We start from the raw sequence: 25,135 nt of genomic DNA on the forward strand, positions 1-25,135 counted from the left end.
TGCAAGTTTGGCCAGACGCTCCTGCAGCTTCTCGCGGTCGTAGTCGGAGGTGGTTTCCTCGATCTGCGCCTTGATCTGCGACACGCGCGCCTCGATGTCGGCCTTTTTGCCGGCGCCGCTGACGATCGTGGTGTTCTCCTTGTCGATCATCACCTTCTTTGCGCGGCCAAGCATGGCGAGTGTCACGTTCTCCATCTTGATACCGAGATCCTCGGAAATCGCCTGGCCGCCGGTCAGCACTGCGATGTCCTGCAGCATGGCCTTGCGGCGATCTCCGAACCCCGGAGCCTTGACGGCGGCGACCTTCAGACCACCTCGCAGACGGTTGACGACTAGCGTAGCGAGAGCTTCGCCTTCGACGTCTTCAGCTATGATCACAAGCGGTTTACCGCTCTGGACCACGGCTTCTAGTAGTGGAAGCAGTTCGTTCAGCGAGGAGAGCTTCTTCTCGTTGATTAGGACGTAGGCGTCTTCCATTTCAACGCGCATCTTGTCGGCGTTGGTGACGAAGTAGGGCGAAATGTAACCGCGGTCGAACTGCATCCCCTCGACGACCTCGAGTTCGGTCTCGAGCGACTTGGCTTCCTCGACGGTGATGACACCCTCGTTGCCGACCTTCTTCATGGCGTCGGCGAGGAACTTGCCGATTTCCTCGTCCCCGTTGGAGGAAATGGTGCCGACCTGGGCGATTTCCTCGTTCGAGGTAACTTTCTTGGAGTTCTTGACGAGGTCGGCGACCACGGCTTCCACGGCCAAGTCAATACCACGCTTCAGATCCATCGGGTTCATGCCGGCGGCAACCGACTTGGCGCCTTCACGCACGATCGCAGCCGCGAGCACGGTCGCAGTGGTGGTGCCGTCGCCGGCCGCGTCAGCGGACTTCGAAGCGACTTCGCGCACCATCTGCGCGCCCATGTTCTCGAACTTGTCCTCGAGCTCGATCTCCTTGGCGACGGTGACGCCGTCCTTGGTGATGCGGGGAGCGCCGAACGACTTGTCGAGCACGACGTTGCGGCCCTTGGGGCCGAGCGTCACCTTGACGGCGTTGGCGAGGATGTCGACGCCACGCAGCATCTTGTCGCGTGCATCGACGCCGAATTTGACTTCTTTAGCTGCCATCTGGATTTTTCCTTGAGGGGTTTAGCTGCGTAAGAGGGGGCCTCTTAGGCCGCCTTCTTCTTGGAAGCGGGGACGTCGAGGACGCCCATGATGTCGCTTTCCTTCATGATCAGCAGATCGACGTTGTCGATCTTCACTTCAGTGCCGGACCATTTGCCGAACAGCACGCGGTCGCCGACCTTCAGGTCGATCGGGATCAGCTTGCCAGCTTCGTCACGGCCACCCGGGCCGACGGCGACGATCTCGCCCTGCGAGGGCTTTTCCTTCGCCGTGTCGGGAATGATGATGCCGCCAGCGGTCTTCTCTTCTGCGTCGATGCGCTTGACCACGACGCGGTCGTGAAGCGGACGGAATTTCATGCGATCCTCCTTGGCTTTGTAATTTTCTAGGATTGGCAGTCACAATGCGCGAGTGCTAACCGCTCTTTACACTTATGACACTGGGGCGCAAGGGCTTCGGCCACGATGTTTGGCTTCTCTCTCTCTCTCTCGCCGTCCGGATCGTTGCTGCTTGCCGCAAACTTGCGTCTGGCAGGACTACGACATGTTTCCAAACTTCACGGTGCTGAAGGATTCTCTAGCACTTTGGTTTAAGGCCGCTCGAGGTCCGCTCTTCGCAGTCACCTGATCCCGTCCGAGCTCTTCGCGTCCCTTCTGGAAGCGGGCTTCGAGGTCGCAGCGGGTGGCCTCGGCGAGAACATTACCACCGCCGGCCTGGACCTTGAGCGGATGCCGCTCGGGACGCTCATCGAGCTTGGCCCCACGGCGATCGTGGAGCTGACCGGCCTCCGGACCCCCTGTGTCCTCATCGACCGCTTCCAGGCCGGCTTGAAGCGGCAGGTGCTCTCGTCGGCGGAAACGGGCCCTCCATTCAAATGCGGGGTGCTTGGCGTGGTGCGGGCCGGGGGAGCGGTCGCGGCTAACGATAGGGCGCGGGTTCGGCTCCCGTCCTCCTCTTTTCGCGCGCTGCCGGCTCTGTAAGGACCCCGTGCACAAGTGAGCAACGCGATGGCCGAATCGAAACGCGCTCGGTAGATCGCGCTGGCATGGCCGCAAACAAGGTAACGGCGGTACGCTTGGGGCTGGGGAGGCAATCGACAGTCCGGGACTAATCAAGCCGCCGCGCCCAGCTGGCGGCTTTTTTCTTGATCAGGACGCGTTCGCCCTCGCTCGCTCGCGCGCATCGCGGCGACGTTCGCGGCGTTCGCGCCGCCGCTTGGCGCGGTCAACGGGCTGCCGCAGCGCAGGAAACTGCGTCGCAGCGACTGCCGCCGTAGTCTCCGGGATCAAAGGTGCCTGGGCCAATTCGGGCGCAGCGGGGGGAGCTTCCATGAACTCGAGCACTGCCCGTCCCTTGGACGTGACCTGCCATCCGCCGCTGACGCGTTCGACCAACCCGTGGGAAAAGATGTCGAGATCGGGCACCCGCGCGGCGAGGCGCTTGGTCCGGTCCGCCCATTCGCGGCCACTGGTCGCCAGGATGGCCATGTCGCGTTTCAGGTCCTCCATGACGGCGAAGCCATCCGGATAGCTCACCAGGATCTTGAGGACAGTCACCTGGAAGTTCACACCGGCCCCCGCGCGATCAGGACCACATCGTGGGTGCGCGGGAAAGGGCTTCATGCCCGATCTGCCTAAGACCATCGGGAGAAACCTGGCCTTCGGTAGCAGCCTCCAGGATCTTCGATGCCACGCGAGTACGTGCTCCGATCTCGTCCTGCGAGACGCTTTCGCGGACTTCACCGAGGACCGCGCGCAAAAGCGGGGTGGTTGCCTTGTTAAACATGAGTGCCCCCAGGCGGGAAAATCCCATCCTAGGCTGGTTTTCCCGGGCGGGGAACTCAGGCATGCTAATTTTTAGGGAAAACGCGCCCGGAATCTAGGGAAGCAGAGGCGCCGGGGCGTGCCGGGACGCGAGGCGATCGCCTCCATGCTGCGGGCCTGTCCGGCGGGCTGCTAGAGGCGCGATCAGCCCCAGTGAGATGCGGCCCCACGACAAAAGCCGGAAACCCAGCCGCCGGCCGACGCTCGGCGGTTTCCTCTGGATGCGGCTGCGATCGGTTTCGTAAGGGTCGTGTTCTGGCTGATTGGGGCCGTCCGGCGAGGTGGCCGACGCGATTGAACAGGCGCCCGTACTTGACGGTAGAACGGTGACTTTCCGGGCAATGATCGTGGTTTACGCGGAGGAGCAACTGCGGAAGCAGCAGACCAAACGAGCGAGTCGCTGCCGAAGGATACGACTTAGCGCGCGAGTAGGCCTTCAGGCGCGAGCAGCCGCACATAGGTGCCGCTTTCGTGCAATTCCGCGCCGAACTCCGGCCCGGTTGCCTTGAACGTGGACAGAGACCGCCACAAGGCGCAACAGCTCGCCCGCGCTCGCATCCGCGAAGCATTGCGTTGCCGGCTCAAGCTGTTGCGCAAGCAGTATCGGATCATGCCTCAAAAACGCGGGTCAGCAGCCAATAGCCGCCGAGAAGGCTGATCACAGCAGATACCGCATAGACCAGCCTGGTCGCTCTCACCGGCTGGGTCCGGTCGGTAGCGAAGAGGCGATCGATCAGGCCGAGCACCGGCAGCATGATCGCGACGATCCCGGCCTGCCCGATCTCGACGCCGATGTTGAAGGAGGCAAGCGCCGGCACCACCGCGCCGGACGGCAGGCCGATCTCCTGAAGCGCACCCGCGAAGCCAAGACCATGGATCAGGCCGAACAGGAAGGTCACGCGCCAGCGCCTATCGATGTCGCGCGAGAAGAAGTTCTCCACGGCCACGAACGCAATAGAGGCGGCGATTGCGGGTTCCACGACCCGGCTGGGGATGACAAGGACGTGTAAGGCGGCCAGCGACAGGGTGATCGAATGAGCGATCGTGAAAGCGGTGACGATCTTGATGACGGGAATGAGCTCGCGCCCCCACAAAACGACCGCGACGAGGAAGGCGATGTGATCGTAGCCGAAAAAGATGTGCTCGATACCGGTGAGAAGATAGCGCTGCATCGTCGACCACAGCGACGGCGCGGGAGCAGACAGCGTGATGGTCGTGTTGCCGGCGTCGAGCAGCGCCTGCGCCTCTTTCCCGCCCTGCGCGACCAGCACCACCTGGCGCGCGCTGGAATCCTTCCCGGTCAGCACCGTCGAGCGGTAGACGATGTCCCCGGCCACGCCGGCGCAGTTGAAATTGCTGCGATAGACGACGCCATCGCCGTCCGCCAGGATCGCAGCCGTCCCGGCCGGACATGCCGCGCCGTCCGCGCCGGTCACGGCGAGATGCGATCTCATATAGGCCAGAATCGACGTGCTGGCTGCATCGACCGCAGCCGGGTCGACCGCATCCTCCTTCGCGTCATAGACTTTGATACCGACGAGCCGGTCGACGTCGCTGCCCTTGAGCGCTACCTCGACCTTCACCGAGCGTTCGGCGCTCAAGGCCAGGCGTGCCGTCGAGAGGTTGACCTGATGCGCCCATGCCGGTTGGCAGATGCCGAGGAGGACTATGCCGGGCAACATCAGGCGTTGCCACCTCATGATCCTGCTCCGACCGCACGCAGCAGCTCCGTCAGCCGGCGCATCTCGAACTCGGCCACCGTCACCACCGCGCCGCCGGGCATGAGCCGGGCGTAACGATCGAGACTGTCCGCCGACGCGCCGAACTCCAGCTTTGCCAGTGGCGCAGCCCCATCGCGCGCGAACAGCAGCACGATCAGATCAGGGAGAGTAAGCCCGTAGCGCGCGAGCTGCGACGGATCAGCCGGTCCGACGCGCGTCTCGACCGCGGCGGCATCGAACGCACTCAGTGCCGCATCGATGATCCGGGCCTGCTCGGGATCAGCGACATGTAAGAGGTTGCCGAAGGCATGATTGTGCTGGCCGAGGTGACGGAACCAATTGCCGCCAGGATCACGCTCGAAGCGGGTGAGCTTGCCCCCGAAGACGATCTCGAGCGCCCACACCTGCGCCATCGATACCGGCAGCAACAGGCTTTTGCCGCGGTTGACCGCATCCGCACCGACCGGACCACGCAGACGGCGTGCCATATCGAGGGTGACACGCCACTCCTCGCCGACATGGCGCGGCATCAAATACACCGCGGGACGGCCGGCAATGCGAATATAATAAGACGTGCTCGCCGGATTGAGTGCCCCGATATTCACAGAGGTCGCCGAACCATCGGCCGCTTCGATCATTGCAACGGTTGCCGGCGGATCCAGACCGAACGCAGCAAAGCTCGCCGGGGTGAGCTCGGTCGCCGGGATTTCGCGAGCAGGCTCGCTGACCGTGACGAGCCGCAGCGCCGTCTCGAGATGCGTCCCGAGCTCGGTCGGCACGACGCCATCCCGCCCTTCGAACGTCCACGCGCCGGCCTTGCGCAGCAGAACGATGCCATGGACGCCCGCACGGATCTCCACTCTCCTCACATCGGCCGACGCGATGGTGACGATGCCCTTTGGCGCGAAGGCGACCTTGCTGCGCAGCTCCGGCCATTCTCCGCTGAGGATGAGCAGCCCAAGCAGCGTCACCAGAATTGCAGCGACGAGCGGCATCAGCCATTGAGACACGCCGCCGCTGGCGAGCCGCGCCCTCACCGCCGCCTCCACCACGTCCCAACTCCGAACAATGCGGTGCTGAGCGGCAGCAGCACTTCCAACACGATGAAAGTGTCACGCATCTGGCTGCTGGTCAGCACGATCTCCGGGAGCCTGAAGCTCTGCGGAGCAACGCTCGGCGTGGCATCGTCATCGGCGAGCCAACGCAGCGTGGCGAGCGACAACTCGCCATTGGAGACATAAGGAAAATATTCGTTGCTGGCGACCTTACTGGTACCGACAACGACCATGCGGAAGCGCTTGTCGGGCGATCCGCCCGGCCAAACGCCCTCGAGGGCGACCGCAAGCGGCCGGGCGCCGCGAGCGCCGGGTGCCGTGCCGTCCGTCGCAGCGGCAACGGACTTGGGCGAGCGCACGTAGCTGTCCTGACTGCTCGCCGCGAGCACGATCGAACTGACGCCGGATGGCGGTTGCGTCGTCGCGATCGGTCTTGCCTGCGGAAACACGGTGAGCGCCAGGCGCCTTGTGATCGGATGCGGCGGATAATAGGGCACCGCGACCTTGTCAGCATCGGTGCGAAAATGATTGAGGGGATCGATCACGACCGCGGCGTCGCTCGACAAGCCGACGGGCTTCAGCAGCAATTGTTCGAAATCACCGTCGACCTGGGACAGCGGATCAAGAAGGAGAAGAAGCCTGCCACCGCCCTTTACATAATTCGCGAGGAGCATCGCCTCGTCCGCGGCGATCGCGGTACGCGGACCGACATCCGCGACGACCGAGCAGTCCGGCGGAATGCCGGAGGCCGTCGCGGCGACGACCTCGCGCATCTGGAAGCCAATCTGATCGAGGGCAAGCTGGAGACGGTCGAGCTGCTCAGGCGCCGCCTCCAGCACGTCGCTGGCGCCCGGCATCTCGTGCCCCTTCAGAGTCTCGACATGACTGAAATGGAAATGTGAGGGCAGCGGCCGGAACGTCTCGCCATGACCCGTGACGAAGCAGACTGTCTCCACCCGCTTGCGCAGCACGCGCAGCGCCGCGTAACCGAGACGCGCGGGATCGGTCAGGTTCTCGACCATGACCTTGCGATCGTCGGCCTGGAGCACTGCCGTGTTGTAGGCACGCACTCCGAGGTCGCGGGCGAGGCCGGGTTCCTTGTCGAGATCGATGGCACGGAACGCGAGCAGCGGATGATTCCGTGCGGCGGTCTGAACCAGCTCCTTGACGTTGACCGCATTGGCATCGCCGGCATTGTAGAAATAGGTTAGCGCCAGGGGCGTACGCAATTGCGCAATCACGTCAGTCAGCTGTTGTGGCGGCGTGTTGCGTCCTTCGCGGCTGACGTCGAGATGCACATCGTGCCGATAGAACGCGACGTTCGCACCCGTCACGACCGCAATCGCGGCGGCGACGATCGACGCGTTAGCAAGCCATGCGGACCAGCGTGCGCCCGCGCTGCGCAGGGGAAGCCGGATCGCGAGCATGAAAAGTGCGAGCAGAACGAGAATGCAGGTGCCGAACAGCAGGCCGTTCGCAACCGTCTTACCAAGGCCGGAAAAACTGAGCACACCGCAGACCAGGGCGCTGGCTACGACGGCAAGAAGGGCAACGTTGAATCTGACGGGGCCGGACATTCATCCCCTCTCACCGTCGCGCCAGCGCGCGGACTGTCAACAACAGCATCAACAGCGTGACGCTGAGGAAGAAGCCCACGTCGGACAGGTAGATCGAACCGATCGCAAAGGGACGGAAATGCACCGACAGCGACAAATTCACCACCAGCGTATCGAAAGGGCTCGGCAGCAGCCAGCCGAAATTATCGATGATCCAAAGCAGGAGAAATACGCTGAGCGAAATCAGCGCCGCAATGACCTGGTTGGCCGTGAGCGCCGAAGCCAACAGGCCGGTCCCGACCAGCGCCGCGCCGAGCAACAGGAGGCCCAGATAACCGCTATAGATCGGGCCGAAATCGGGATCACCGAACCAGGCGAGGGCAGCCGCATAGGCGCCCGACAGCAGCAGCATAACCACGACCAGACTCATCGCCGCCATGAATTTCGCAAGCACGATGGCGACTTCGGAGACCGGCGAGGTGAGCAGCACCTCCAGTGTCTTAAGCTTCCGCTCCTCCGCAAACAGTCGCATGGTGATCAGCGGCGCCGTCAGCAAAAACAGCACGAACATCTGGAAGAAGACGTGCACCATGCTGGGCTGGTGGCTGAGAAACAGCGTCAGCGTGAAGCTGTAGCCCATGATCAGCAAGAACACGGTCATCAGCACGTAGGCAATCGGCGAGGAGAACAGCGCCGTCGTTTCCTTGCCCAGGAGCACCCCAAAGCTTCTCATGCGGCCACATCCGGCCGGCGCGTGAGGTCGAGAAACACCCGCTCGAGATCGGGCCGCAGCTCAGTCAGCTCCCGCACCGGAATCCGGGCTGCGACCAGTGCGGATACGAGGTCCGCCGCAAGCCCAGGGCGGCGCTCCGCCGTCACGACGAAACGCCCGCCGACTTCGGGATCGGCAACGATCCCGCGCACGCCGACAAGGGAGCCGGCCACGCCGCGAACAGCGTCGATCGGTGTGTCCGCCGATAGGCAGAGTCTGAGATACGGCGCTGCATCCCTCAGCGCATCGGACGTCAGCAGCATACCATCGAGCAGGATCATCACGCGCGAAGCTATCTTTTCGATCTCGGGCAGGATGTGCGAAGCCATCAGCACAGTGTGGCGCCCGGCGAGTGACTTGATCAGGTCGCGCACGGCGATCACCTGATGGGGATCGAGTCCACTGGTCGGCTCGTCGAGGACCAGAACCCTGGAATCCCCCAGCAACGCCTGTGCGATCGAGACGCGCTGGCGAAAGCCGCGCGACAGCTTGGCAGCGGTAAGGTTCATGACAAGGCCAAGGTCGAGGCGCTCGGCGGCCTCGTCGACCGCCGCTCTCGCCTTGGCACCGTGGAGCCCCTTGATGCCGGCCATGAAAAGCAGGAACTCCCCGACCCGCATGTGATCGTAGAGCGGCGCATCTTCTGGGACGTAGCTGATGGCCTGGCGCACGCCGATGGAATTTTCGACGACGTCATGGCCGGCAACCGTGATCCGTCCGTTCGTCGGCACCAGATAGCCCGTGAGCATGCGGAAGATCGTGCTCTTGCCGGAGCCGTTGGGCCCGAGCAGGCCGACGATCTCGCCGGGCTCGATGGCGAATGAGACATCGGCGACGGCGCGCCTGGGCCCGTACCACTTCGTCACGTGCTCGACCAGAACGACCGGTGAGACAGCCGGGGGCATGGCGATACTGGACACCCATCTACGGATGCTCCGCGGGGAGCATCGAACAATCCCGGGCGCGACGGCCCGGGATAACTATTTGTGCGACGATGCGATCCGCCGCCGATCACTCGTAGAATTCAGGCGAGTGCTTGTGCGCCTTGAACGTATCGGGATCATGGGCATAAATAATGTCGGCGCCCTCGGTGTCGCGCACCCGCTTCACCCAGGCATAAGCGTCGAGCATGCCGACCGGATCATAGACGCTGCCGATGCTCGGCAGGATGTTCTTGTCCAAATTCTCCTGGAGATAGACGGCGTCGCTGGTCAGCACCACCGTGCCCGTCTTGGGTAGACGAACCACCAGAATCTGGCTTCCGGGAGTGTGCGAGACGGTGCGGTGAATGAAGACGCTGTTGTCGCCGAACAGATCGAGATCGCCGTCGAGCTCGATGGTTTTGTACTTGGCCGGCATGCCGCCGCCGACGCTGTTGCGCAGCATGGCGAAGTCGTCGGTGATGAAGAAGGTGGCGTAGCCCGGCGCCGGCCAGAACGCATTCCTGATCTCGTCACGCTGAAAAACCAAGGTCGAGTCCAAGAACTTGCCAATGTTGCCAGCGTGGTCGACGTGGAAATGGCCAAGCACAAGGTATTTGATGTCCGACGGCTTGACGTTGATCTTGGCGAGCTGGGCATCGATGGCGATGTCAGGATCACGGCCGGGGTCGAGCGCCTTCACGAACGGGCCCCAATAGTCCGGATCCTTAATGATCCGGTCGTTGTTGCCGCAGTCGAACAGGACGTCACCCTTGGGGTGCCGGATCAGGAAAAAGCCGACGGGGATCTGGACCTTGCCGCTACTGCCGTTCTGAATGATCGACTTGTCGAGATTGAGCGCCCCTGAAGAGAAGACGTAAAGCTTCATCTCTTTCGGCGGGTCCCCGGCCATCGCGGTAGCCGACATGAAAAAAAGTCCTGCAGCCAGCGAGCCAAGGACTTTCGACGCAATCACCCGCATGTCGTCCTCCCTGTTCGACGCACTTTTCTTGAGCGGATGAAGGTACCTTACCATAATCTACCGCGGCTGTGCACGCCCATCGCACGCGAACGTGCCAAAAAAATTGACCGGGGCGCGGTTCCGCCTTTTTGTGCAATGCAATTGACACGGCCGCCGACCTTGTCCTGCCATGAGGTCGGCCCGATTGGTTGAGGCCTCGCCCCGCGGCCTGAGACAGCAGCGCACAGTCGTTGGCGAAGGGCCCGCTGTTTAGCCACTAGCGCCTGCGCAGAACAAAGGCGCCGGTCTCCGCCAATTTAATCGAGAGTTGGCTAGGGATCTGCCAGTGGTGCAGCGGGCGCCCGCTCACGCTATGTCGCTGGAGCACGGCATGCGAAAGCTCGACAGTGACCAGATACACAGCCCTGCAATCGCCGTCGACATCGGTCACGCCTGCGCCTGATGCTGAAAGACCAGGACGAGTTGCCATCCAGTATTGAGAGACAGATGCAGCGACTTCGAGAGCTAGAGTCGCCGTCTATCGTTCCGATGGAACTGGATCAGATCGCCGAGCTACAAGCCGGCAAAAACGTCTCATAGTGGGGGTAGAAAGCGCTAATCAAAATCAGTCCGAGTGCGATGAAAAGGCCGATTTCGATCAACAGAGCGAGCGCTGTGATCGCGGGGACAAACATCTCGCTTAATGTCATCTGGCTCGCTCCTTCATGTCATGCGAGCCCCGATCACCGAACGTATTTGCGAAGGATCAGGTTTCATTTTTGCTGTACAAGTGAGAAGGCGGCCTTCAGTTCGCGAACCGAGCAGCGCAGATCGACCTGATCCGGTTCTTCGATTCATTTGCGGCTTGGCCTGCCAAGGCGTGCAGGCGATGCAGTAACCGATATAGGGCCCCTGTGCGCATTCCCGCATCAATCGCCTATATAGTCCTCTATGTCGCCCTCTATGCGGCGTTCGGCGCCGCATCTCCATTCTGGCCGAAATTTTTCGAAACGAGAGCTCTGGCGGCACAGCAGATCAGTCTGATCCTCGCAGCCGCAATGTTGACGCGGCTCGTTTCCGGACCGCTGGTTGCTATGCTGGCGGATCGGCTCGGATCATTGCGCCTCGTGCTCGCAGGCTCTGCTGCCGTCGCGGCCTCAGCAGCCGTCGCATTGCTCTTTGCCGACAGATTCTGGTTGTTGCTTCTTGTCGCGCTTGTTCAGGCTGCCGCTCTCGCCCCCACCACCTCCGTCGCCGATGCCTTATCGGTCAATACAGCGAGGCCTCGGTTCGCGGGAAGGCCATTCGAGTACGGCTGGATACGGGGGGCTGCCTCCGCGGCTTTCGTCTTGGGAACACTGATCACCGGACAACTCGTAGGCCCAGCGGATCTTACTGCCGTTATCTGGATGAATGCAGCGTTCCTGATCACCGCCAGTGGCGCCACTGCATTGCTACCTGGGCAAGCCCGGCCACAGAGATCACCCTCCTTTGCTGTATCAGAAATGAAAGCCCTGATCAGCGTATCGCAGTTTCGCGTCATGATTATCGCATCAGCTTTGATCTATGGCAGCCATGCGGTGCACGATGCATTTGCAGTTATTAGGTGGAGTGATGCGGACATCAGCACGTCGACGATTAGCTTCCTGTGGTCGGAAGCAGTGGTTGCTGAAGTGTTCGTGTTCATGTTGGTCGGTCCAGAACTCCTAGACAGGTTTGGCGTGCGCGGCGCGGCTGTCTTGGCAGCTACGGCCGGAATCGTTCGCTGGTCTGTAGCGGGCGTGACCACCTCCGTGTTGCTGCTCTCGCTGATACAGCCGTTGCACGGATTAACGTTCGCTCTGCTTCATCTCGCTTGCATGCGGATGATGGGGACGCTGGTCGCACCAAGCGTCGCCGCAACTGCGCAAGCTCTCTATGCGTTTGGCTCAGGGTTGCTAACGGGGGGACTGACCTTCTTGTCCGGCGCAGTGTATGCTTCCTATGCTGGGGCGGCCTTTTTCCCTATGGCGGCGCTCTGCGTCGTCGCGCTCCCATTCGCCTGGTTTGGCTTCGCAAATGGGAGGGACTGATCCTTGTCGAGCGAGAACGGGGAACGGCCGCCGGCTTACACTCCGTCAAAAAGCGGATACGGGACTGCGCCTTCTGGCTCGTGCCTTCCGCCAGTTCAGCGGCCGGAAGAGATGGCTGGAGCCGACTGGCGGCTTCCCGTCGGAGCCTTTCGAAGCAGGCGGCCGCAAGCAACACCGGAGCGACGTAGCTCTCGAATTTCAGCTTATTGGGTCGTCAAGAGGGGCGTTCGGACAGTTGCGGCGGCGTATAACCGTGCCGATGTGGACGCGATGGCGGGGGCATTCGACTCGGTGGATTCTGTCGGCTTCTCGATAGGCGCTGCTCCTCCCGCACTTTCGGCGAGTGCCCCGGATTCTTTAACCGGCGCTTCTAATTCTTTTTTCCAGTCCATCGTGCCAACCCTCCGTTAAGCATTGTGGGGTGACCATGCTGCTCGGTCAAATGGGATTGTTAAATGCAGCACAGCATTATTGTTCGCGGAGAGTCGCGGGTAATTGATCGGTTGCGAGCCGAGGCTTCGCGAGTAGCGCGGGCCGAAAAGATTGTTTGGTGGGCGGAGAAAGAGAGCGCCGGTACCCGGTTCTGCTTTGAATCCAAGAAGTGCTTGGAGCCGTTTCGCGCGGCTTGCGAGGCGATGGGCGTCGAAACGGCCTAGTTTGTAGTCCCGAAACCGCTTGCGGGTTTGCAGCCGCGGAACAATTGCTTCCGTGCCAAGTAGTTCTCGGCGCGCTCCCGGGCGCAAAGAGACCTAGCATAGCCCCAGCTCTCCCATGCCCTAGACCTGGGGTATTTCGTTTGCTCGCATCCTCGGTTAGGTGCGGAGTGCGTGATGGATTACCTACCCGAGTTTCAGCGACTGGACCATCAGCTTGAATTGGCTCGGCGAGCAATCGGACGGATCGGCGACAGGGAGACTGTGCAGCGCCTTCAAGAGTTCGCCCGCGAGATCGGCGAGAGACTGAGCATCCTCAAAACGGCCCGCCTCGAGGAGGAGACCCGGAGACGGGCGCACGAGCTTTGGGAGGAGGCGGGGCGGCCCGAGGGCCGGGACCTGGAGTTCTGGCTGCGCGCCGAGCGGGAGCTATCCCCGGTTAGGCGGGCTTAGCAGTATCCCGGTGGAGAAGCGTCCTGCCGATGTACCATCGGCGCTGTCGTCGTACAGTCGATCTGCAAACGCCTGCTTATGCTGCCGGATAAGTCTTTGAAAACAAAGGCTCAAACTGTGTGGGGGACCGTCCGTAGCGCTCTCCCGCTACCAAATCCAGCGTAACACTTTGATCTTCCAGACTTGGCCGATCAATGTTTCGACGCGAGGGAGGTCTCATTGATACATCTGGATGGTCGCGGATCAATTCTCGCTGTGAACGATCAACATCGGCGCGGAGAAACTGGGTCGCCTTTTCGACGCATCGCCGTGTTCAGCGCTCGCGACAGCTGTTCTGCAGAAGCGGAGCACGGAACTCGAAATTGCTAAATGGCTCTGTCAACGATTGCCATCGGATGGGCGGCAGGGCTCACAGGGGACAGTGGTGATGCGACAGCGCATTCGCTTTGAAAGCGAGTGCAACCACACCCTTTAAATTCATCGCTTCTCTTCCAGAGGCATACGTAGCCAAGCGACGCATTTCACGCTTCGCAGTCGATAACCGCTCCGAGTTGGGGCAAGCGAGACCACCGATAAGGTTCATGAGCATGCTTAACCAATCTCATTGTGTGCTGTCGAGCCCCGGAAGCCCTTCCCACCAGCGACTAGTAAGTGGCGTTGGACACGACCGCGGGGCCACCCGGGGCTTCCGCTACCGGAGCCCTGGGAGGAGTGCCTCCATGGGTCGGCGGCGGCAGGTTCGTGGTTGGCGCCGGACCAGGGATCGGGTGGATCGTATTCGTGCCGCCGGTACCGGGAGCAGGTGACGGCGCGTTCTTGGTGGCCACCGGGCCTCGCGGCGGATTGCCGGCGTGGATCGGCGGGTTGATCGTGGAAGCCGGACCGGTCCCGGCGCCGGTCTTGGTCACGGTCACCTTGCCGCTGTCCCTTTTGCCGGTCCCGCCCAAATGCGCGGAGTGGGGAGCGAAGCGCTGGTTCCCGCCTCGCCTGTCACCATGGTCTTGATGATCGTTGTGGTCCTGATGACCGCCATCGCGGGCAAACGCAGCCCCTGACATCAACATCAGGATTCCGGTCCCGAGCGACACGGGAGCATTACTGTGGGAACTGTCTTGATCGTTCGCATCATAAAACTCCTGCTCGTTGCAAGTGAATTGTCGAAATTGGAATCGCGAAACAAATTGCTTGTCGGCGCAACCGCGGCGCGGCTTGAACGGACGCAGCGCCGGAGGTTCACTCCACCACGAGGGCCGGCTTCAATTTCACCGGTTTCGACATGTTGTAGAAGTTCGGCGACGTCGCCATCACTGCCTGATGGATTTCGGCGAACTGCTCCGCGGTGCCGTTACCCTTGATGCGAACCGTGTAGTTCAGATTCTCATAGCCCTGCGGCACCGCAGGATCGATCCCGAGGAAACCGCGCAGATCGATCTCGCCGTCGGTCTCGATCGCGAGGCTTTCGAGGGTGATTCCGCGCACCGCGCACTGGGCCGCGTATCCGATTGTCATGCAGGCGTTGAGCGCCGCAATCAGATGCTCCTGCGGATTGGCGAAGCTGTTCGATCCGCCGAGCTGGAGCGGCTCGTCGATGTCGATCAAGAACCGGCGCGGCACGTTATCTCCGCCGATCTCGAAACTCTCGATTTCCGCGCGGCTCCGCGCCTGGCCCTGCCAGGTCGTGGTGACGCGCCAGTTTGTCTTGCCTTTGGCCGGATCGCGCTTGACGCTGTCGATCAGGGCAAACAGGTCGTCGACATTGATGCCGTTGACGACGGTGGGTTGGACAGTCTTGATTTGTGCACTCATGATGAGACTTCCTTGCCTCGGTTTAGGCTGATTTCAGATTTGGACTAGTTCAGCGTCGCAAGAGCTGACTGGATACGCTGGCCTTGGGCTTCGGTGATCAGGCTCGAGAGCACCTTGCCGAAATGCGGGTGCTGCGCGCCCGAATGGATGTATTGCCAGCGATAGGCCTTGAGGAATGCGGCGTGGATCGCTTGCGTCTCCGCGTCGTCGACCGCGCGGCCGCATGTTGCCGCAAAATAACCGGCGTCGGCCTTGGCCTGGGCCTGCAGGATGCCGTCGACCGCGGCGACCAATTCAATGAATTCGTCGACCGCGGCATCGCGCTCCTCCACCGTCACCCCGGCGTCGTGGCGCACCCATTCGAGCTCGTCGAGGATCGCGTGCTGGCTTTCCTCTTTCCAGTGAAACAGGAAGACGTCCCTGAACAGCTCGGAGAGTTGCGGATCGGCGTCGATGCTCTGGCGATAGTGGAGCTGGGTGAACAGCTCGATATCCAGCGTCAATGCCAGCACTGCCCAGGTGCTTTTGCCGAGGACGACATGGGCGACGGCGTTGTGATCGACATCGAAACGATAGCCGCCGGGCAGCACGTCGCCGACCATGGCGTCGACAAGACGGAACAGCGCCTGGTGCTTCAACTCTTCGTCGCTGAACCGTACCAGCGCCTCGAGCGCGACCTGATCGCCGAACCAGTGGTCCTCGCTCAACTCAAGGACCTTGGCGTTGATGAAGCGCTCGACCAAACCAAAGATATTGGCGTAGGTCCGGCCCTGGATCTGGCTGACGTAGCGCTTTTCATCTGTCGACAGGCTCGAGAACGCTTCCGCCAGAGAAAGACGGTCCGGGAGAAACTTCTGCGCAGTATCGAAGTTGCGCCCACGTATCACATCCTTGTCGATGTCCCAGCGCACCCGCTTCGACGTTTGAATACAGCGTGCGTACCGTTCGCTGCTGTCAGCGATATTGCTTACCACGTTCATTTCGAACTCCCTTCGCGTATCGGGGCGCCGATGGCACATACAGTTGATCGGCTGATGCAGCGATCGTAGTTCGATGGACGCGCGAGGGTCTATGACCGGCCTACCTTGAGACATGACTGGAACGCCGGCTTCTGATAGTGAGGTCGGTATGGATGCATTATCCGACGTTCTCAGAGTGGCGCATTTGACCGGCGGCGTGTTCCTGCACGCCGATTTCACTGCGCCATGGTGTATGGCTGCCCGCGTGGCTCCAGAGCACTGCGCGCCGGCGCTCGGGCCAACGTCGCACATGATTCTTTATCACTACGTCGTCGAGGGCGAGCTCCATATCCGGGTTGACGGCGAGGATGGTGAAGGCCTCGTGCTTGGAATCGGTGACGTCGTTCTGCTGCCGCGCAACGACTTGCATCTGGTGGGTAGCGACCTGAACCTACCGCCGGTCGCGGGCAGTGAAATTATCCAGCCCCCAAAAGGAGGTGGGCTGTTCACGATCCATCACGGTGGCGGAGGAAAACGCACACGGATGATCTGCGGATACCTCGGCTGCGATAGAGCCGAAGACAATCCGGTCATCTCCACCTTGCCGCGGCTGCTAAAGCTCGATGCTGAGCAAGGTGGGGCAGCAGAATGGATCCGTTCGACCTTCCAATATGCCGCAGATGAGGTCGCCGCCGGCCGCCCGGGTTCGGAGACCGTGCTGGCGAAGCTATCGGAACTGTTGTTCGTTGAAGCCGTGCGGCGCTACGCAGAAAACCTGCCCGAGGGCCAAATCGGTTGGCTCGCCGGTTTACGCGACCCACACGTTGCGCGGGCACTGGCGCTGCTGCACGGGGACATCGCGCGGCCCTGGAGCGTGGATGACCTCAGTCGGGAGGTTGGTCTCTCCCGTTCGGCGCTCGCCGATCGCTTCATCGGCTTGATCGGCATGCCGCCAATGCACTATGTCGCCAGTTGGCGCATGCAAGTTGCGACCCAGAAGCTCCGCAATACGAACGCATCCCTTGCACAAGTTGCCGATATGGTCGGCTACAGTTCCGAGGCGGCTTTTTCCCGCGCCTTCAAGAAGGCGTTCGGGACTGCGCCAGCCACTTGGCGACGTTCGAGCAAATAGGCTGCGTGCAACCTGTTACATTCGAGGCTTGATCGCCCCCTCAACGATTGGTCCTGTGGACGTCTTCTCATCCGGGGTCGTGAATGGTCCTGTTGGCCCCCAGCGGACATCCGACTGATCAGGCCGTTCTATCGGACAAAGGGCAAACGGTCCGATGACATCAGTGCAACCCGGAAATGAAATAGCTCCACGCCGTGGCCAGCACTATACTGGTGCTGCTGCAAGCGCTGTTTCAAGCGTTCGTGGAAACATTGTTACGATCAGTCAGGGAGGAACATCCGATGACGACTATGTTTGTTAGACACACGGTTTCCGACTACAAGACCTGGCGGAAGGCTTACGACGATTTTGCCCCGGTCCAGAAGGCGAAGGGCGTAACAGCCGAGGCTGTCTACCGAGCAGTCGAAAATCCCAATGACATCACAGTAACTCACGAGTTTGCCACGAATGAAGCTGCGCAAGCCTTCGCGGAGAGTGCTGAATTGAAGGATGCCATGCAGAACGCGGGAGTGGCAGGAGCTCCAACGATTTGGTTTACGAACAAGGCGTGAAATATCATCCCGGCCAAGTGCCGGGATTTCTTTGTTGTGGTGTGCCATGTCGCCTGTTGGGCCCAAACCGGCGGTTAGAGGGCGGGCGGGCAGGCATACTGGCGGGCTGTCATGCCGCGGTCAGGTCGGCGATGGCCGGTGAACAAGAAGCCGCATTTTTGTTTAAGACCACGGCGGCTCGTCGCCCGCCGCGGCTGCCTCGTGGTTGATCGTGACACGCGCCGAACGCAACCCGGTTAGCAACACAGTTCTTACAGAGGCAGGATCAAATCCAATATTCTTGGCGTTTGGTGGATGTGCCTCGCTGTCCTTCAATCGGAGCGCCAAGTGCAATTGCTCGCAAAGGTGCTGAACGACGAGATTGACCTGATCGTCAGTCATGATCGGCGTCTCCTGCTCCATTTTGCTATTCCAACCAGGTAGCACCCATGAAAATCGGGCGGTACGCGATTGACTGCCCCAAGATCCAACCCCACGCGCATGGGCGGGCCGGCCCCGAGCAATCGTCCGGCTGGCACACCGGTAGTGACTAGCGGCGATTAGAGCGACGCTTTTGATTCCTTTCGGACATTGAGTCCGATCAGCGCGATGCGGATGAGCTCGACTGGTGTCGTTCGGCCTCGGCTTCATGTTCCAACTGCAAGATGCGCTCGCGCAGCGCGTCGAACGTCTCTTCGGCTGCCTCGCTGAACAGCGGATCCTCAGGATTGGTCATAGCCGAAGCGACCTCCGTCCAATCTTGAGGCTCGAGAGCTTTTAGGGCGGCAGGAAAGAAATCGCGATCTTCCATCATGATGTGGCGCCGCTCGTGCTCTATGAAATCATGAATAATGGCATGCACATCTTGCCGAAGGAGTTCGCGATCCGCGAGGACACCGTCGACCGCGTGAGCGACGCGGCGCAAACGTTCGGCCCCTCTTTGGTGTTCGAGCGCGAGATCACCGACCTTCGCAGCCGCACCGGGATCGCGAATTTTCAACTTAGCGAAGACCGGGTCTTCCTGAGGATGATGATAAACCTCCGGGTAAAGTTCGAAGTAGCTAATAACCGCACCAATAACCTCATAGTCGGGGCGGTCGCCGCGGTCGAAAATCTGAAGCTCCCGCTCAAGGACGGTAAGCAGTTTCTCAATATTGCGGTGCTCTTGGCTTAAGCGCTCAATGATCATTGCTGCGATCCACAAAGGTGACCGATTGAGAGGCGTAGAAAGTTTAGTCCCAAGTCGCCTCAGCTCTTTGCGCTAAATCAAATTTCGGACGGAACAATGGTGCGCTATCCGCTTGTTTCTATGTCGCCTATTTTGCCACTGGCGGTCGGGAGGTCTGGTTTTGACGCGGACATCGGACATATCGACCAGCACGCTAATCTCAGATACCGTTCGCGGATCAACTTCTGGCTGGAGGTGGCGATGTGGCAACCCGATGGATGGGCACAAACACGGATCGGTATTCTTACGCCTCACGCTGACATCGTTCCAGAAGCGGAATTTAGCGCGCTTGCTCCTGATGGAATTTCGATCCACGCAGCCCGCATTCCGTTTGGTGGCTATAGGCCAGGTGGAAAGATGGATCCGACCATCGCCGATGACCCGGTACGCGCTATCGTCGACCCGCCTGCGGTGGACGATGCCGCCGAGATGCTGGCGATGGCCCCACTACATGCAACGGTTTTCGGGTTCACTAGTAGCAGTTATGTGCGCGGTGCAGCCGATGACGCGGCACTCAAATCTCGTTTGGAAGCTCGCACGCGAGGCATCCCGGTTGTCATCCCGTGCACGGCGGCGGCGACTGCACTGGTTGCACTCTCGGCTAAACGGGTTGCTCTAATCAGTCCGCCGTGGTTTTCAGCTGAAATGGATCAGCAAGGTGCCCGCTATTTCCAGAGCCAAGGGTTCGAAACTGTTTACAGCGGACCCGCAGGACTGCCGTCGGATCAGCAAGCTATCCAGCCGGAGCAACTCTTCGACTGGGTCCGCACCCATGTGCCTGCCGAAGCTGAAGCTGTTTTCATTGGTGGTAATGGCTTTCGGGCCATTAGCGTGATTAAGGCGCTGGAGGATAGTATGGGCCGTCCTGTTTTGACCGCAAATCAAGTAGCGTTTTGGTGCGCTCTGCGCTTATCAGGCGCGCGAGCGCCAGTTACCAGCTACGGCCGAATTTTCGCGTTTGATCTACCGAACTTATAGGGCGCAGCTTCTTCGGTGACGTCTGTTGATGGCCCATCGCTTCCGTTGGCGGGGTGTCGCTGCATGTCGACTCACAGGGACAGACCGGAGCGGCTTGTGACCCAACTGAGACATGGGCTCCCGCCGCGCGTCTTGCAGAAACATCGAGAACCGTGAATATTCCGGGCTCGTTCGCGTGATCGGTCAAATCCATAATAGAGCGCTGCAATCAACGAGGTGTTGTGTCATGAAGACGTATTCGCTCACCGTGGCCGCCTCAGTGCTGGGCTTGGCGCTCGTGCTGTCGCCGTCCACGAATGTGCAGGCTGCCGAACTCAAACTTCTGGCGGGTGGAGCAATGTCGAGCGTTTGGGCAGATATTAAACCTGAGTTCGAGCGAGCCTCTGGTCACAAGCTCGAAATATTCTTTGGCACAACTCCGAACCTCATAAAGGAGGCTACGTCCGGCAAGCCGTTCGATGTTGGGGTTGTACCTGTCGAGGTTATGCAGGATGCGTTAGCCAGAGCTAAATTCGTGCCAAGTCCTACAATTGATATTGCCCACGTCGGCCTCGGCGTCGCCGTCCGCTCCGGCGCTCAAAAGCCTGAAATCGGCAACGCTGACGCGCTCAAAGCAACGCTGCTCAAAGCTCAGTCCATTGCCTCGATCCCGGAGAGCGCCACTGGCTATTCAATCGCAAAGGTGTTTGATCGTCTTGGGATCACCGAACCGATGAAGGCGAAGATGAGGGCGCAGCCCAACCCTGCGCAGGTCGTCGCCGTTGTTGCCACGGGTGAAGTCGAGTTGGGCATATTCCTTATCAACGTTCTCACCGCTCCGGGTTTGGAAGTCGTCGGTCCATTTCCGGCCGAACTGCAACAAAACGTAGTTTTTACGGCGGCGGTTGGATCGGAAGCGAAAGAAACCGCCGCTGCCAAGACCCTCATTGAATACCTCAAAGGTCCGGCGGCCGTTGCAATCATCAAATCCAAGGGCATGGATCCCGGTTGATCCGACGGGTCAACCTGCCGGCGGTAAACGCCTCCCGCGCTTCCAAACGTTTCCCACTCCCGCTGTTGGCCCGTTGCCGATCGCCGCTTACACAGCCGCTATGTCTGCCTTCAGGAGATAAGCCGACCCCAGGTCAAGTGGCCGCGGAAGTCAGCCTGTGACCCTGGGTCTGTAAGAACGCGAAAGATCGAAACTCGGCTAGAATTACATTCTTCAGTTCGTTCTCTAAGTTCAATGCGCTTGCGCGTTTGACCACGAAGACGGTCTTGAGCGAATGACTTATTCTATCGCCGCGTAGCGTCCTGGCGTTTTCACACAGCCTAGCAGTCTGCTGAAGAACCCCCTCGCCACGGAGGGTGCTTGATGATTCACTTTATCATCTCGAATCGGTGGAGACGATCATGCGCGGCAGGTTTACGGACCAGGGCGGCCTGTTTTCGTACATCGCAGCGGATAAGCGTGTGCCAGCGAACCATCCGCTGCGGAAGGTCCGGGAACTTGTCCGGGATGTTTTGAGTGATTTGAACCGCAGCCTTGGGAGGCTTTACGCCAGCGAGGGGCGTCCTTCGATCCCTCCAGAGCAATTGCTAAGCGCCTTGCTGCTGCAAGTGTTCTACGGCATCCGCTCGGAACGCCAGTTGATGGAGCAACTGGACTACAATCTTTTATATCGCTGGTTCGTGGGGCTGTCGCCGGACGATCCGGTCTGGGACCCTAGCACCTTCACCAAGAACCGGGAGCGACTGCAAAATGGCGATGTGTTCACGAAGTTCATGACCAGGCTTCTGAATCATTCTCAGGTCAAGCCACTATTGTCGGACGAGCACTTCTCGGTGGATGGAACGCTGATCGAAGCCTGGGCGTCGCAGAAGAGCTTTCGCCCCAAGGACGGCAGTGGCGACGATGATGATGGCGCCAACTTCCACGGCAAGAAGCGCAAGAACGACACCCATGCGAGTACCAGCGACCCGGACAGCAGGCTTTATCGCAAGGCGGCCGGGCGGGAGGCCAAGCTTTGCTATATGGGCCATGCCACCATGGAGAACCGGCATGGGCTGGCGGTGGCCGGCAGGGTCACGCATGCCAATGGCACCGCCGAACGCCGGGCTTCGGAGACCATGCTGAAGGCGAGACGCAAAGCTGCAGGCCGCCGCATCACGGCCGGAGAGGACAAGGCCTACGATGCCGCCGATCACGTGGCCAATCTTCGCGCCATCGGCGTGACGCCGCATGTGACACAGAACCAGGCCGTCACCAAAACCGGCAAGATCCGCAACAGCGCCATCGACGAACGCACCACGCGGCATCAGGGCTATGGCATGTCGCAATCACGCCGGGCGATGGTCGAGTGCATCTTCGGATGGGGCAAGCAGCATGGCACCATGCGCAAGACCAAACATCGTGGCATTGCTCGGGTCGCCGCCGACTTCCTGCTCAATCTGATCGCCTACAACCTGATCCGCATTCCCAAACTGCTTGCCGCTTAGCCACCCCGCGCCGGGGTAACCCGGCGCCGGGCCGAACACGGCATCCAACCTCCAGCGCTCCGCCCCGTCAGCGACCGAACAAAGAAAAACTCTCAACTTCATAGTTTTTCAGCAGACTGCTAGACCCAATTCGGACATTGATGGCGGCAGCCGTTAGGTTTTGGCTTCTCTGGAGGCCGGATGAGCGATAAGCTCTGGTGAACATTTCTATAGCTAAATTCTGGCCCTGCGCGATGGCAAAAGGCCGCCTGAATCGACAACAAGATTCTAGATCTTTAAGGAAGGCTCGACGGGCGATGAGTGACTTTATGTTGCCTGTAACCCGCTATGCGAAGAGCGGCGATGTAAGCATCGCATTCCAAACCATGGGCGACGGACCGTTCAATCTCATCATCGTTCCCGGAATGGTATCGCATGTTGAGTTCATGCATGAGGGACCAGGCTACACAGCTAGTTTGCGGCGCCTGTCCAATTTCGCCCGGGTCGTCACATTCGATAAGCGAGGCCAGGGATTATCCGACAGGGTGTCAGACGCGCCTTCGCTTGAACAGCGAATGGACGACGTTCGGGCGATTATGGGTGACATTGGGCTGCAGCGAACGGCGGTTCTGGGGATTTCCGAAGGCTCGGCGATGAGCATAATGTTTGCCGCTACATATCCCGAGCGTGTGTCCCAACTTATTCTATATTCCGGCTTCGCACGCTCCCCTGCCGCAAAGTTGGATAATTATGAAGAAATAGTGTCTGAACGCGTGAAGAACTGGGGAAGCGGCAAGCTGATTCACCTTATCAATCCCAGTCAATCCAATAATCCTGAAGAAGTAAGTCGTTTTGCTAAATATGAACGGCTCTCAGCAAGTCCAGGTGCGATTAAATCGTTCATGTTGCTAAATGCATCCATCGACGTCAGACCCATTTTGTCGGCGGTGCGAGTGCCCACGTTGGTTCTTCATCGACGAACGGACACCTTGATTCCAGTCGAGATGGGACGCGACTTGGCCGCCCAGATTCCCGGAGCCAAATATATAGAATATCCTGAAGGCGATCACATCATGACGGCGTCCGGCGACGTCGAATCTCTGTTGGGGGATGTAGAAGAGTTCATAACTGGACACCGCGATAGCTTGTCGACTGATACTGAGCGTGTCCTGGCGACGGTTCTTTTTACAGATATCGTGGACTCCACTCACAGCGCCGCTCGTATGGGTGATCAGAAATGGCGACAGCTACTGGATACCCACGATCAATTGGCGAAGCAGGTGGTGGAAAAGCATCGCGGCACGCTCATCAAAAACACTGGCGATGGGATTCTCGCAATGTTCGACGGGCCGGGTCGCGCTGTTCGATGCGCGCTTGCCTTTGAGACCGCTTCAAGACAAATTGGCCTGCCGTTACGCGCGGGCCTTCACACTGGTGAGATCGAAATCAGAGGCCGGGATATCGGCGGTATTGCCGTGCACGCCGCAGCTCGCGTCATGGCGCAATCCAACGCTGACGAGGTCCTTGTTTCGAGGGTCGTAACCGATCTTGTGGCAGAAGCAGGTTTGAAATTCTCCGATCGCGGATCGCACGAGCTTAAGGGCCTTCCGGGCCGATGGGATCTCTTTGCTGCGGGCCTGTAGATCTCGGCTGGAACTTGTACTTCCACATTGCAATGATGGTGAACACCTATTCAATAAAGTTTCGCGGCTGTTCCCGGAACGGCGACATTTCTTACGCGTTTGCCAATCGTAACCAGCGAAGGGAGAAGCACAATGAGGAAGGCTTGTTATGTCCTCGCCGCAGTGACGGCACTCAGTGTGGCAGCACCTACGCTCGCCAGTGCTCAGGAGTTCGGTTTCCGGATCGGTGGCGACCACGGATACTATCGCGACAGGGACTACGGATATGACCGTGGGTATGATCGCGGATGGCACCACGGCTGGTACAACCATGATCGAGACCGCACGGTAGTTATTAGGCGTCACCATCACTGGGACTACGACGATTAAGGAAAATGGCCCCGACATTCGGGGCCATTTTTTTGCTTGCGCTGTCAACCGCGAAGGGCGCCCGACATGTCCACCAAAGACTACGCCGATGATCTCAGCGCAACTGTGCACTACGCGCTGGCGACAACCCGTGCCGTCGCGGTCTGTCCGTTCCACTCCGAAGTCACCATCGGCGTAGGCGACGATGCAGCCGAAAGCCACGCCTTCGAGCGCGCCAAGAGGATGGTTAGGAGCGATGGCACGAATTGGGAGACGCAAGACCTCAGGGAAGAAATCGCACGGCAGCTCAGCGTAGCAGCGGACGGGGAGTGTCCACGCTGCGCACAACATTGACCCGCGCCGGGCAGCGCATCAAATGCATCCCCTCAATCGAGAAGTTCAACAGTTCCAGAATTAACTTGCAACACGAACATCAATCTTAATTCCAGACGGTGATTGCGGCCGCGCTCCAGAGGATTAGGTTTGCGCACACCGGACATTGCCCTTGTCCGGTCCACCCCAGCGAAGTCGCCGCACCATCATACTTGGTGCAGCGACTTCGTCACTGGATAGTCGCGCGAGCTTCACTTGAAAGAGCAGCCGCACCACGCAACGCTTGATCTTATCGAGATGCGTCGCCAACTTACGGCGCTCCGGTCGAAACACTCGGGCAACCTTCCGATTACATCGCTGTTGAACCGCTTCCTCGTGAAAATCGCATTTCTGGCGGAGCCAAGAGACCTCGCGCACGAGCAGTATCTTCGGTCGGAATTCGAACGAACGCTGACGAAGGTCAAAGAGATTGCTGCGCGAGCGAAATCTGACTGAGCGGCACCTCAACCTGCCGCCCTGCCTACCAGTGAGCCCGGTTGCCGACACTTGGGAAATTTAAGGGTGGTGCCTGCCCGCCACGAGGCTCAGCGGTGAGGAGGCCGTGGCGTTCGCGAGA

The 25,135-nt window shown here is 60.1% G+C and carries 28 protein-coding genes; 13 read left to right on the forward strand and 15 right to left on the reverse strand.

Going from position 1 to position 25,135, the window contains the following annotated elements:
- Together groL and IVB13_RS12145 are read right to left on the reverse strand one after the other, a co-directional pair.
- On the reverse strand, positions 1–1,119 hold a 1,119-nt coding region (gene groL, locus IVB13_RS12140; protein ID WP_247489006.1), incomplete at its 3' end, for a chaperonin GroEL.
- 44 nt (positions 1,120–1,163) lie between these two features.
- Entirely contained in the window at positions 1,164–1,478 is a 315-nt protein-coding gene (locus tag IVB13_RS12145; protein WP_027518760.1) for a co-chaperone GroES, read from the reverse strand.
- A gap of 184 nt (positions 1,479–1,662) precedes the next feature.
- Between IVB13_RS12145 and IVB13_RS12150 the strand changes: the two genes are divergently transcribed.
- Together IVB13_RS12150 and IVB13_RS12155 are read left to right on the forward strand one after the other, a co-directional pair.
- Positions 1,663–1,746, forward strand: a complete 84-nt coding sequence (locus IVB13_RS12150) for a hypothetical protein (protein ID WP_247489119.1) — start codon at positions 1,663–1,665, stop codon at positions 1,744–1,746.
- Positions 1,747–1,772: 26 nt separating this feature from the next.
- Positions 1,773–2,099: an MOSC domain-containing protein gene (locus tag IVB13_RS12155; RefSeq protein WP_256467691.1), complete on the forward strand. Its 327-nt coding sequence runs from the start codon at positions 1,773–1,775 to the stop codon at positions 2,097–2,099.
- Positions 2,100–2,267: 168 nt separating this feature from the next.
- Here IVB13_RS12155 and IVB13_RS12160 read toward each other — a convergent pair whose 3' ends face one another.
- The 8 genes from IVB13_RS12160 to IVB13_RS12195 all read right to left on the reverse strand — a co-directional run bounded on the left by IVB13_RS12160 (position 2,268) and on the right by IVB13_RS12195 (position 9,894).
- Positions 2,268–2,687 carry a hypothetical protein gene (locus tag IVB13_RS12160; protein WP_247489008.1) on the reverse strand — a complete coding sequence of 140 codons (420 nt, stop codon included), beginning with the start codon at positions 2,685–2,687 and terminating at the stop codon, positions 2,268–2,270.
- Between the two features lie 16 nt (positions 2,688–2,703).
- The gene (locus tag IVB13_RS12165; protein WP_247489011.1) at positions 2,704–2,904 is read right to left on the reverse strand and encodes a hypothetical protein; all 201 of its coding nucleotides are present in this window, start codon (positions 2,902–2,904) and stop codon (positions 2,704–2,706) included.
- 646 nt (positions 2,905–3,550) lie between these two features.
- Positions 3,551–4,642 (reverse strand): HupE/UreJ family protein, encoded by a 1,092-nt coding sequence (locus IVB13_RS12170; protein WP_247489013.1) that lies wholly within the window; start codon positions 4,640–4,642, stop codon positions 3,551–3,553.
- Positions 4,639–5,715 (reverse strand): DUF4340 domain-containing protein, encoded by a 1,077-nt coding sequence (locus tag IVB13_RS39970; RefSeq protein ID WP_247489015.1) that lies wholly within the window; start codon positions 5,713–5,715, stop codon positions 4,639–4,641. The genes IVB13_RS12170 and IVB13_RS39970 overlap by 4 nt, the downstream gene beginning before the upstream one ends.
- Positions 5,697–7,295, reverse strand: a complete 1,599-nt coding sequence (locus IVB13_RS12180; RefSeq protein ID WP_247489017.1) for a Gldg family protein — start codon at positions 7,293–7,295, stop codon at positions 5,697–5,699. The genes IVB13_RS39970 and IVB13_RS12180 overlap by 19 nt, the downstream gene beginning before the upstream one ends.
- A gap of 10 nt (positions 7,296–7,305) precedes the next feature.
- Positions 7,306–8,007: an ABC transporter permease subunit gene (locus IVB13_RS12185; RefSeq protein ID WP_247489019.1), complete on the reverse strand. Its 702-nt coding sequence runs from the start codon at positions 8,005–8,007 to the stop codon at positions 7,306–7,308.
- A complete protein-coding gene (locus IVB13_RS12190; protein ID WP_247489021.1) occupies positions 8,004–8,951 on the reverse strand; it encodes an ABC transporter ATP-binding protein in 948 nt (315 codons plus the stop codon). The genes IVB13_RS12185 and IVB13_RS12190 overlap by 4 nt, the downstream gene beginning before the upstream one ends.
- 106 nt (positions 8,952–9,057) lie before the next feature.
- Positions 9,058–9,894 carry an N-acyl homoserine lactonase family protein gene (locus tag IVB13_RS12195; RefSeq protein WP_247489023.1) on the reverse strand — a complete coding sequence of 279 codons (837 nt, stop codon included), beginning with the start codon at positions 9,892–9,894 and terminating at the stop codon, positions 9,058–9,060.
- Between the two features lie 947 nt (positions 9,895–10,841).
- On the opposite strand from IVB13_RS12195, the gene IVB13_RS12200 reads away from it, so the two are divergent.
- The 3 genes from IVB13_RS12200 (at position 10,842) to IVB13_RS12210 (ending at position 13,105) form a co-directional block, all read left to right on the forward strand.
- Positions 10,842–11,999 carry an MFS transporter gene (locus IVB13_RS12200; protein ID WP_247489025.1) on the forward strand — a complete coding sequence of 386 codons (1,158 nt, stop codon included), beginning with the start codon at positions 10,842–10,844 and terminating at the stop codon, positions 11,997–11,999.
- Positions 12,000–12,454: 455 nt separating this feature from the next.
- Positions 12,455–12,655, forward strand: a complete 201-nt coding sequence (locus IVB13_RS12205; RefSeq protein WP_247489026.1) for a hypothetical protein — start codon at positions 12,455–12,457, stop codon at positions 12,653–12,655.
- A 174-nt stretch (positions 12,656–12,829) separates the two neighbouring features.
- Positions 12,830–13,105 carry a DUF2934 domain-containing protein gene (locus tag IVB13_RS12210; RefSeq protein WP_247489029.1) on the forward strand — a complete coding sequence of 92 codons (276 nt, stop codon included), beginning with the start codon at positions 12,830–12,832 and terminating at the stop codon, positions 13,103–13,105.
- Positions 13,106–13,749: 644 nt separating this feature from the next.
- On the opposite strand, the gene IVB13_RS12215 is transcribed toward IVB13_RS12210, so the two are convergent.
- The 3 genes from IVB13_RS12215 to IVB13_RS12225 form a co-directional block, all read right to left on the reverse strand.
- Positions 13,750–14,019: a hypothetical protein gene (locus IVB13_RS12215; RefSeq protein WP_247489031.1), complete on the reverse strand. Its 270-nt coding sequence runs from the start codon at positions 14,017–14,019 to the stop codon at positions 13,750–13,752.
- Between the two features lie 319 nt (positions 14,020–14,338).
- Positions 14,339–14,911: an OsmC family protein gene (locus IVB13_RS12220; RefSeq protein ID WP_247489033.1), complete on the reverse strand. Its 573-nt coding sequence runs from the start codon at positions 14,909–14,911 to the stop codon at positions 14,339–14,341.
- A 44-nt stretch (positions 14,912–14,955) separates the two neighbouring features.
- Complete coding sequence (locus IVB13_RS12225) at positions 14,956–15,891, reverse strand: hypothetical protein (protein WP_247489035.1); 936 nt, start codon at positions 15,889–15,891, stop codon at positions 14,956–14,958.
- 148 nt (positions 15,892–16,039) lie between these two features.
- On the opposite strand from IVB13_RS12225, the gene IVB13_RS12230 reads away from it, so the two are divergent.
- On the forward strand, positions 16,040–17,002 hold the full coding sequence (locus IVB13_RS12230) for an AraC family transcriptional regulator (protein ID WP_247489037.1): 963 nt from the start codon (positions 16,040–16,042) through the stop codon (positions 17,000–17,002).
- A gap of 281 nt (positions 17,003–17,283) precedes the next feature.
- Positions 17,284–17,553 carry an antibiotic biosynthesis monooxygenase gene (locus IVB13_RS12235; protein ID WP_247489039.1) on the forward strand — a complete coding sequence of 90 codons (270 nt, stop codon included), beginning with the start codon at positions 17,284–17,286 and terminating at the stop codon, positions 17,551–17,553.
- A 162-nt stretch (positions 17,554–17,715) separates the two neighbouring features.
- On the opposite strand, the gene IVB13_RS12240 is transcribed toward IVB13_RS12235, so the two are convergent.
- Both IVB13_RS12240 and IVB13_RS12245 read right to left on the reverse strand, forming a co-directional pair.
- Positions 17,716–17,934 carry a hypothetical protein gene (locus IVB13_RS12240; RefSeq protein WP_247489041.1) on the reverse strand — a complete coding sequence of 73 codons (219 nt, stop codon included), beginning with the start codon at positions 17,932–17,934 and terminating at the stop codon, positions 17,716–17,718.
- A gap of 199 nt (positions 17,935–18,133) precedes the next feature.
- Positions 18,134–18,721, reverse strand: a complete 588-nt coding sequence (locus IVB13_RS12245) for a hemerythrin domain-containing protein (protein WP_247489042.1) — start codon at positions 18,719–18,721, stop codon at positions 18,134–18,136.
- 96 nt (positions 18,722–18,817) lie between these two features.
- On the opposite strand from IVB13_RS12245, the gene IVB13_RS12250 reads away from it, so the two are divergent.
- From IVB13_RS12250 to IVB13_RS12280, 6 genes are all read left to right on the forward strand, one after another.
- On the forward strand, positions 18,818–19,738 hold the full coding sequence (locus tag IVB13_RS12250; RefSeq protein WP_247489044.1) for a hypothetical protein: 921 nt from the start codon (positions 18,818–18,820) through the stop codon (positions 19,736–19,738).
- A 226-nt stretch (positions 19,739–19,964) separates the two neighbouring features.
- On the forward strand, positions 19,965–20,729 hold the full coding sequence (locus IVB13_RS12255) for a substrate-binding domain-containing protein (protein ID WP_247489047.1): 765 nt from the start codon (positions 19,965–19,967) through the stop codon (positions 20,727–20,729).
- A 401-nt stretch (positions 20,730–21,130) separates the two neighbouring features.
- Complete coding sequence (locus IVB13_RS12260; RefSeq protein WP_247489049.1) at positions 21,131–22,216, forward strand: IS5 family transposase; 1,086 nt, start codon at positions 21,131–21,133, stop codon at positions 22,214–22,216.
- Positions 22,217–22,512: 296 nt separating this feature from the next.
- Positions 22,513–23,838 carry an adenylate/guanylate cyclase domain-containing protein gene (locus IVB13_RS12265; RefSeq protein WP_247489050.1) on the forward strand — a complete coding sequence of 442 codons (1,326 nt, stop codon included), beginning with the start codon at positions 22,513–22,515 and terminating at the stop codon, positions 23,836–23,838.
- Positions 23,839–24,273: 435 nt separating this feature from the next.
- Entirely contained in the window at positions 24,274–24,540 is a 267-nt protein-coding gene (locus tag IVB13_RS12275) for a hypothetical protein (protein ID WP_247489054.1), read from the forward strand.
- 234 nt (positions 24,541–24,774) lie between these two features.
- Positions 24,775–25,014 carry a hypothetical protein gene (locus IVB13_RS12280; protein ID WP_247489055.1) on the forward strand — a complete coding sequence of 80 codons (240 nt, stop codon included), beginning with the start codon at positions 24,775–24,777 and terminating at the stop codon, positions 25,012–25,014.
- Positions 25,015–25,135: the final 121 nt, after the last annotated feature.

Source organism: Bradyrhizobium sp. 17 (genome assembly GCF_023073515.1).
Classification (GTDB): domain Bacteria; phylum Pseudomonadota; class Alphaproteobacteria; order Rhizobiales; family Xanthobacteraceae; genus Bradyrhizobium; species Bradyrhizobium canariense_D.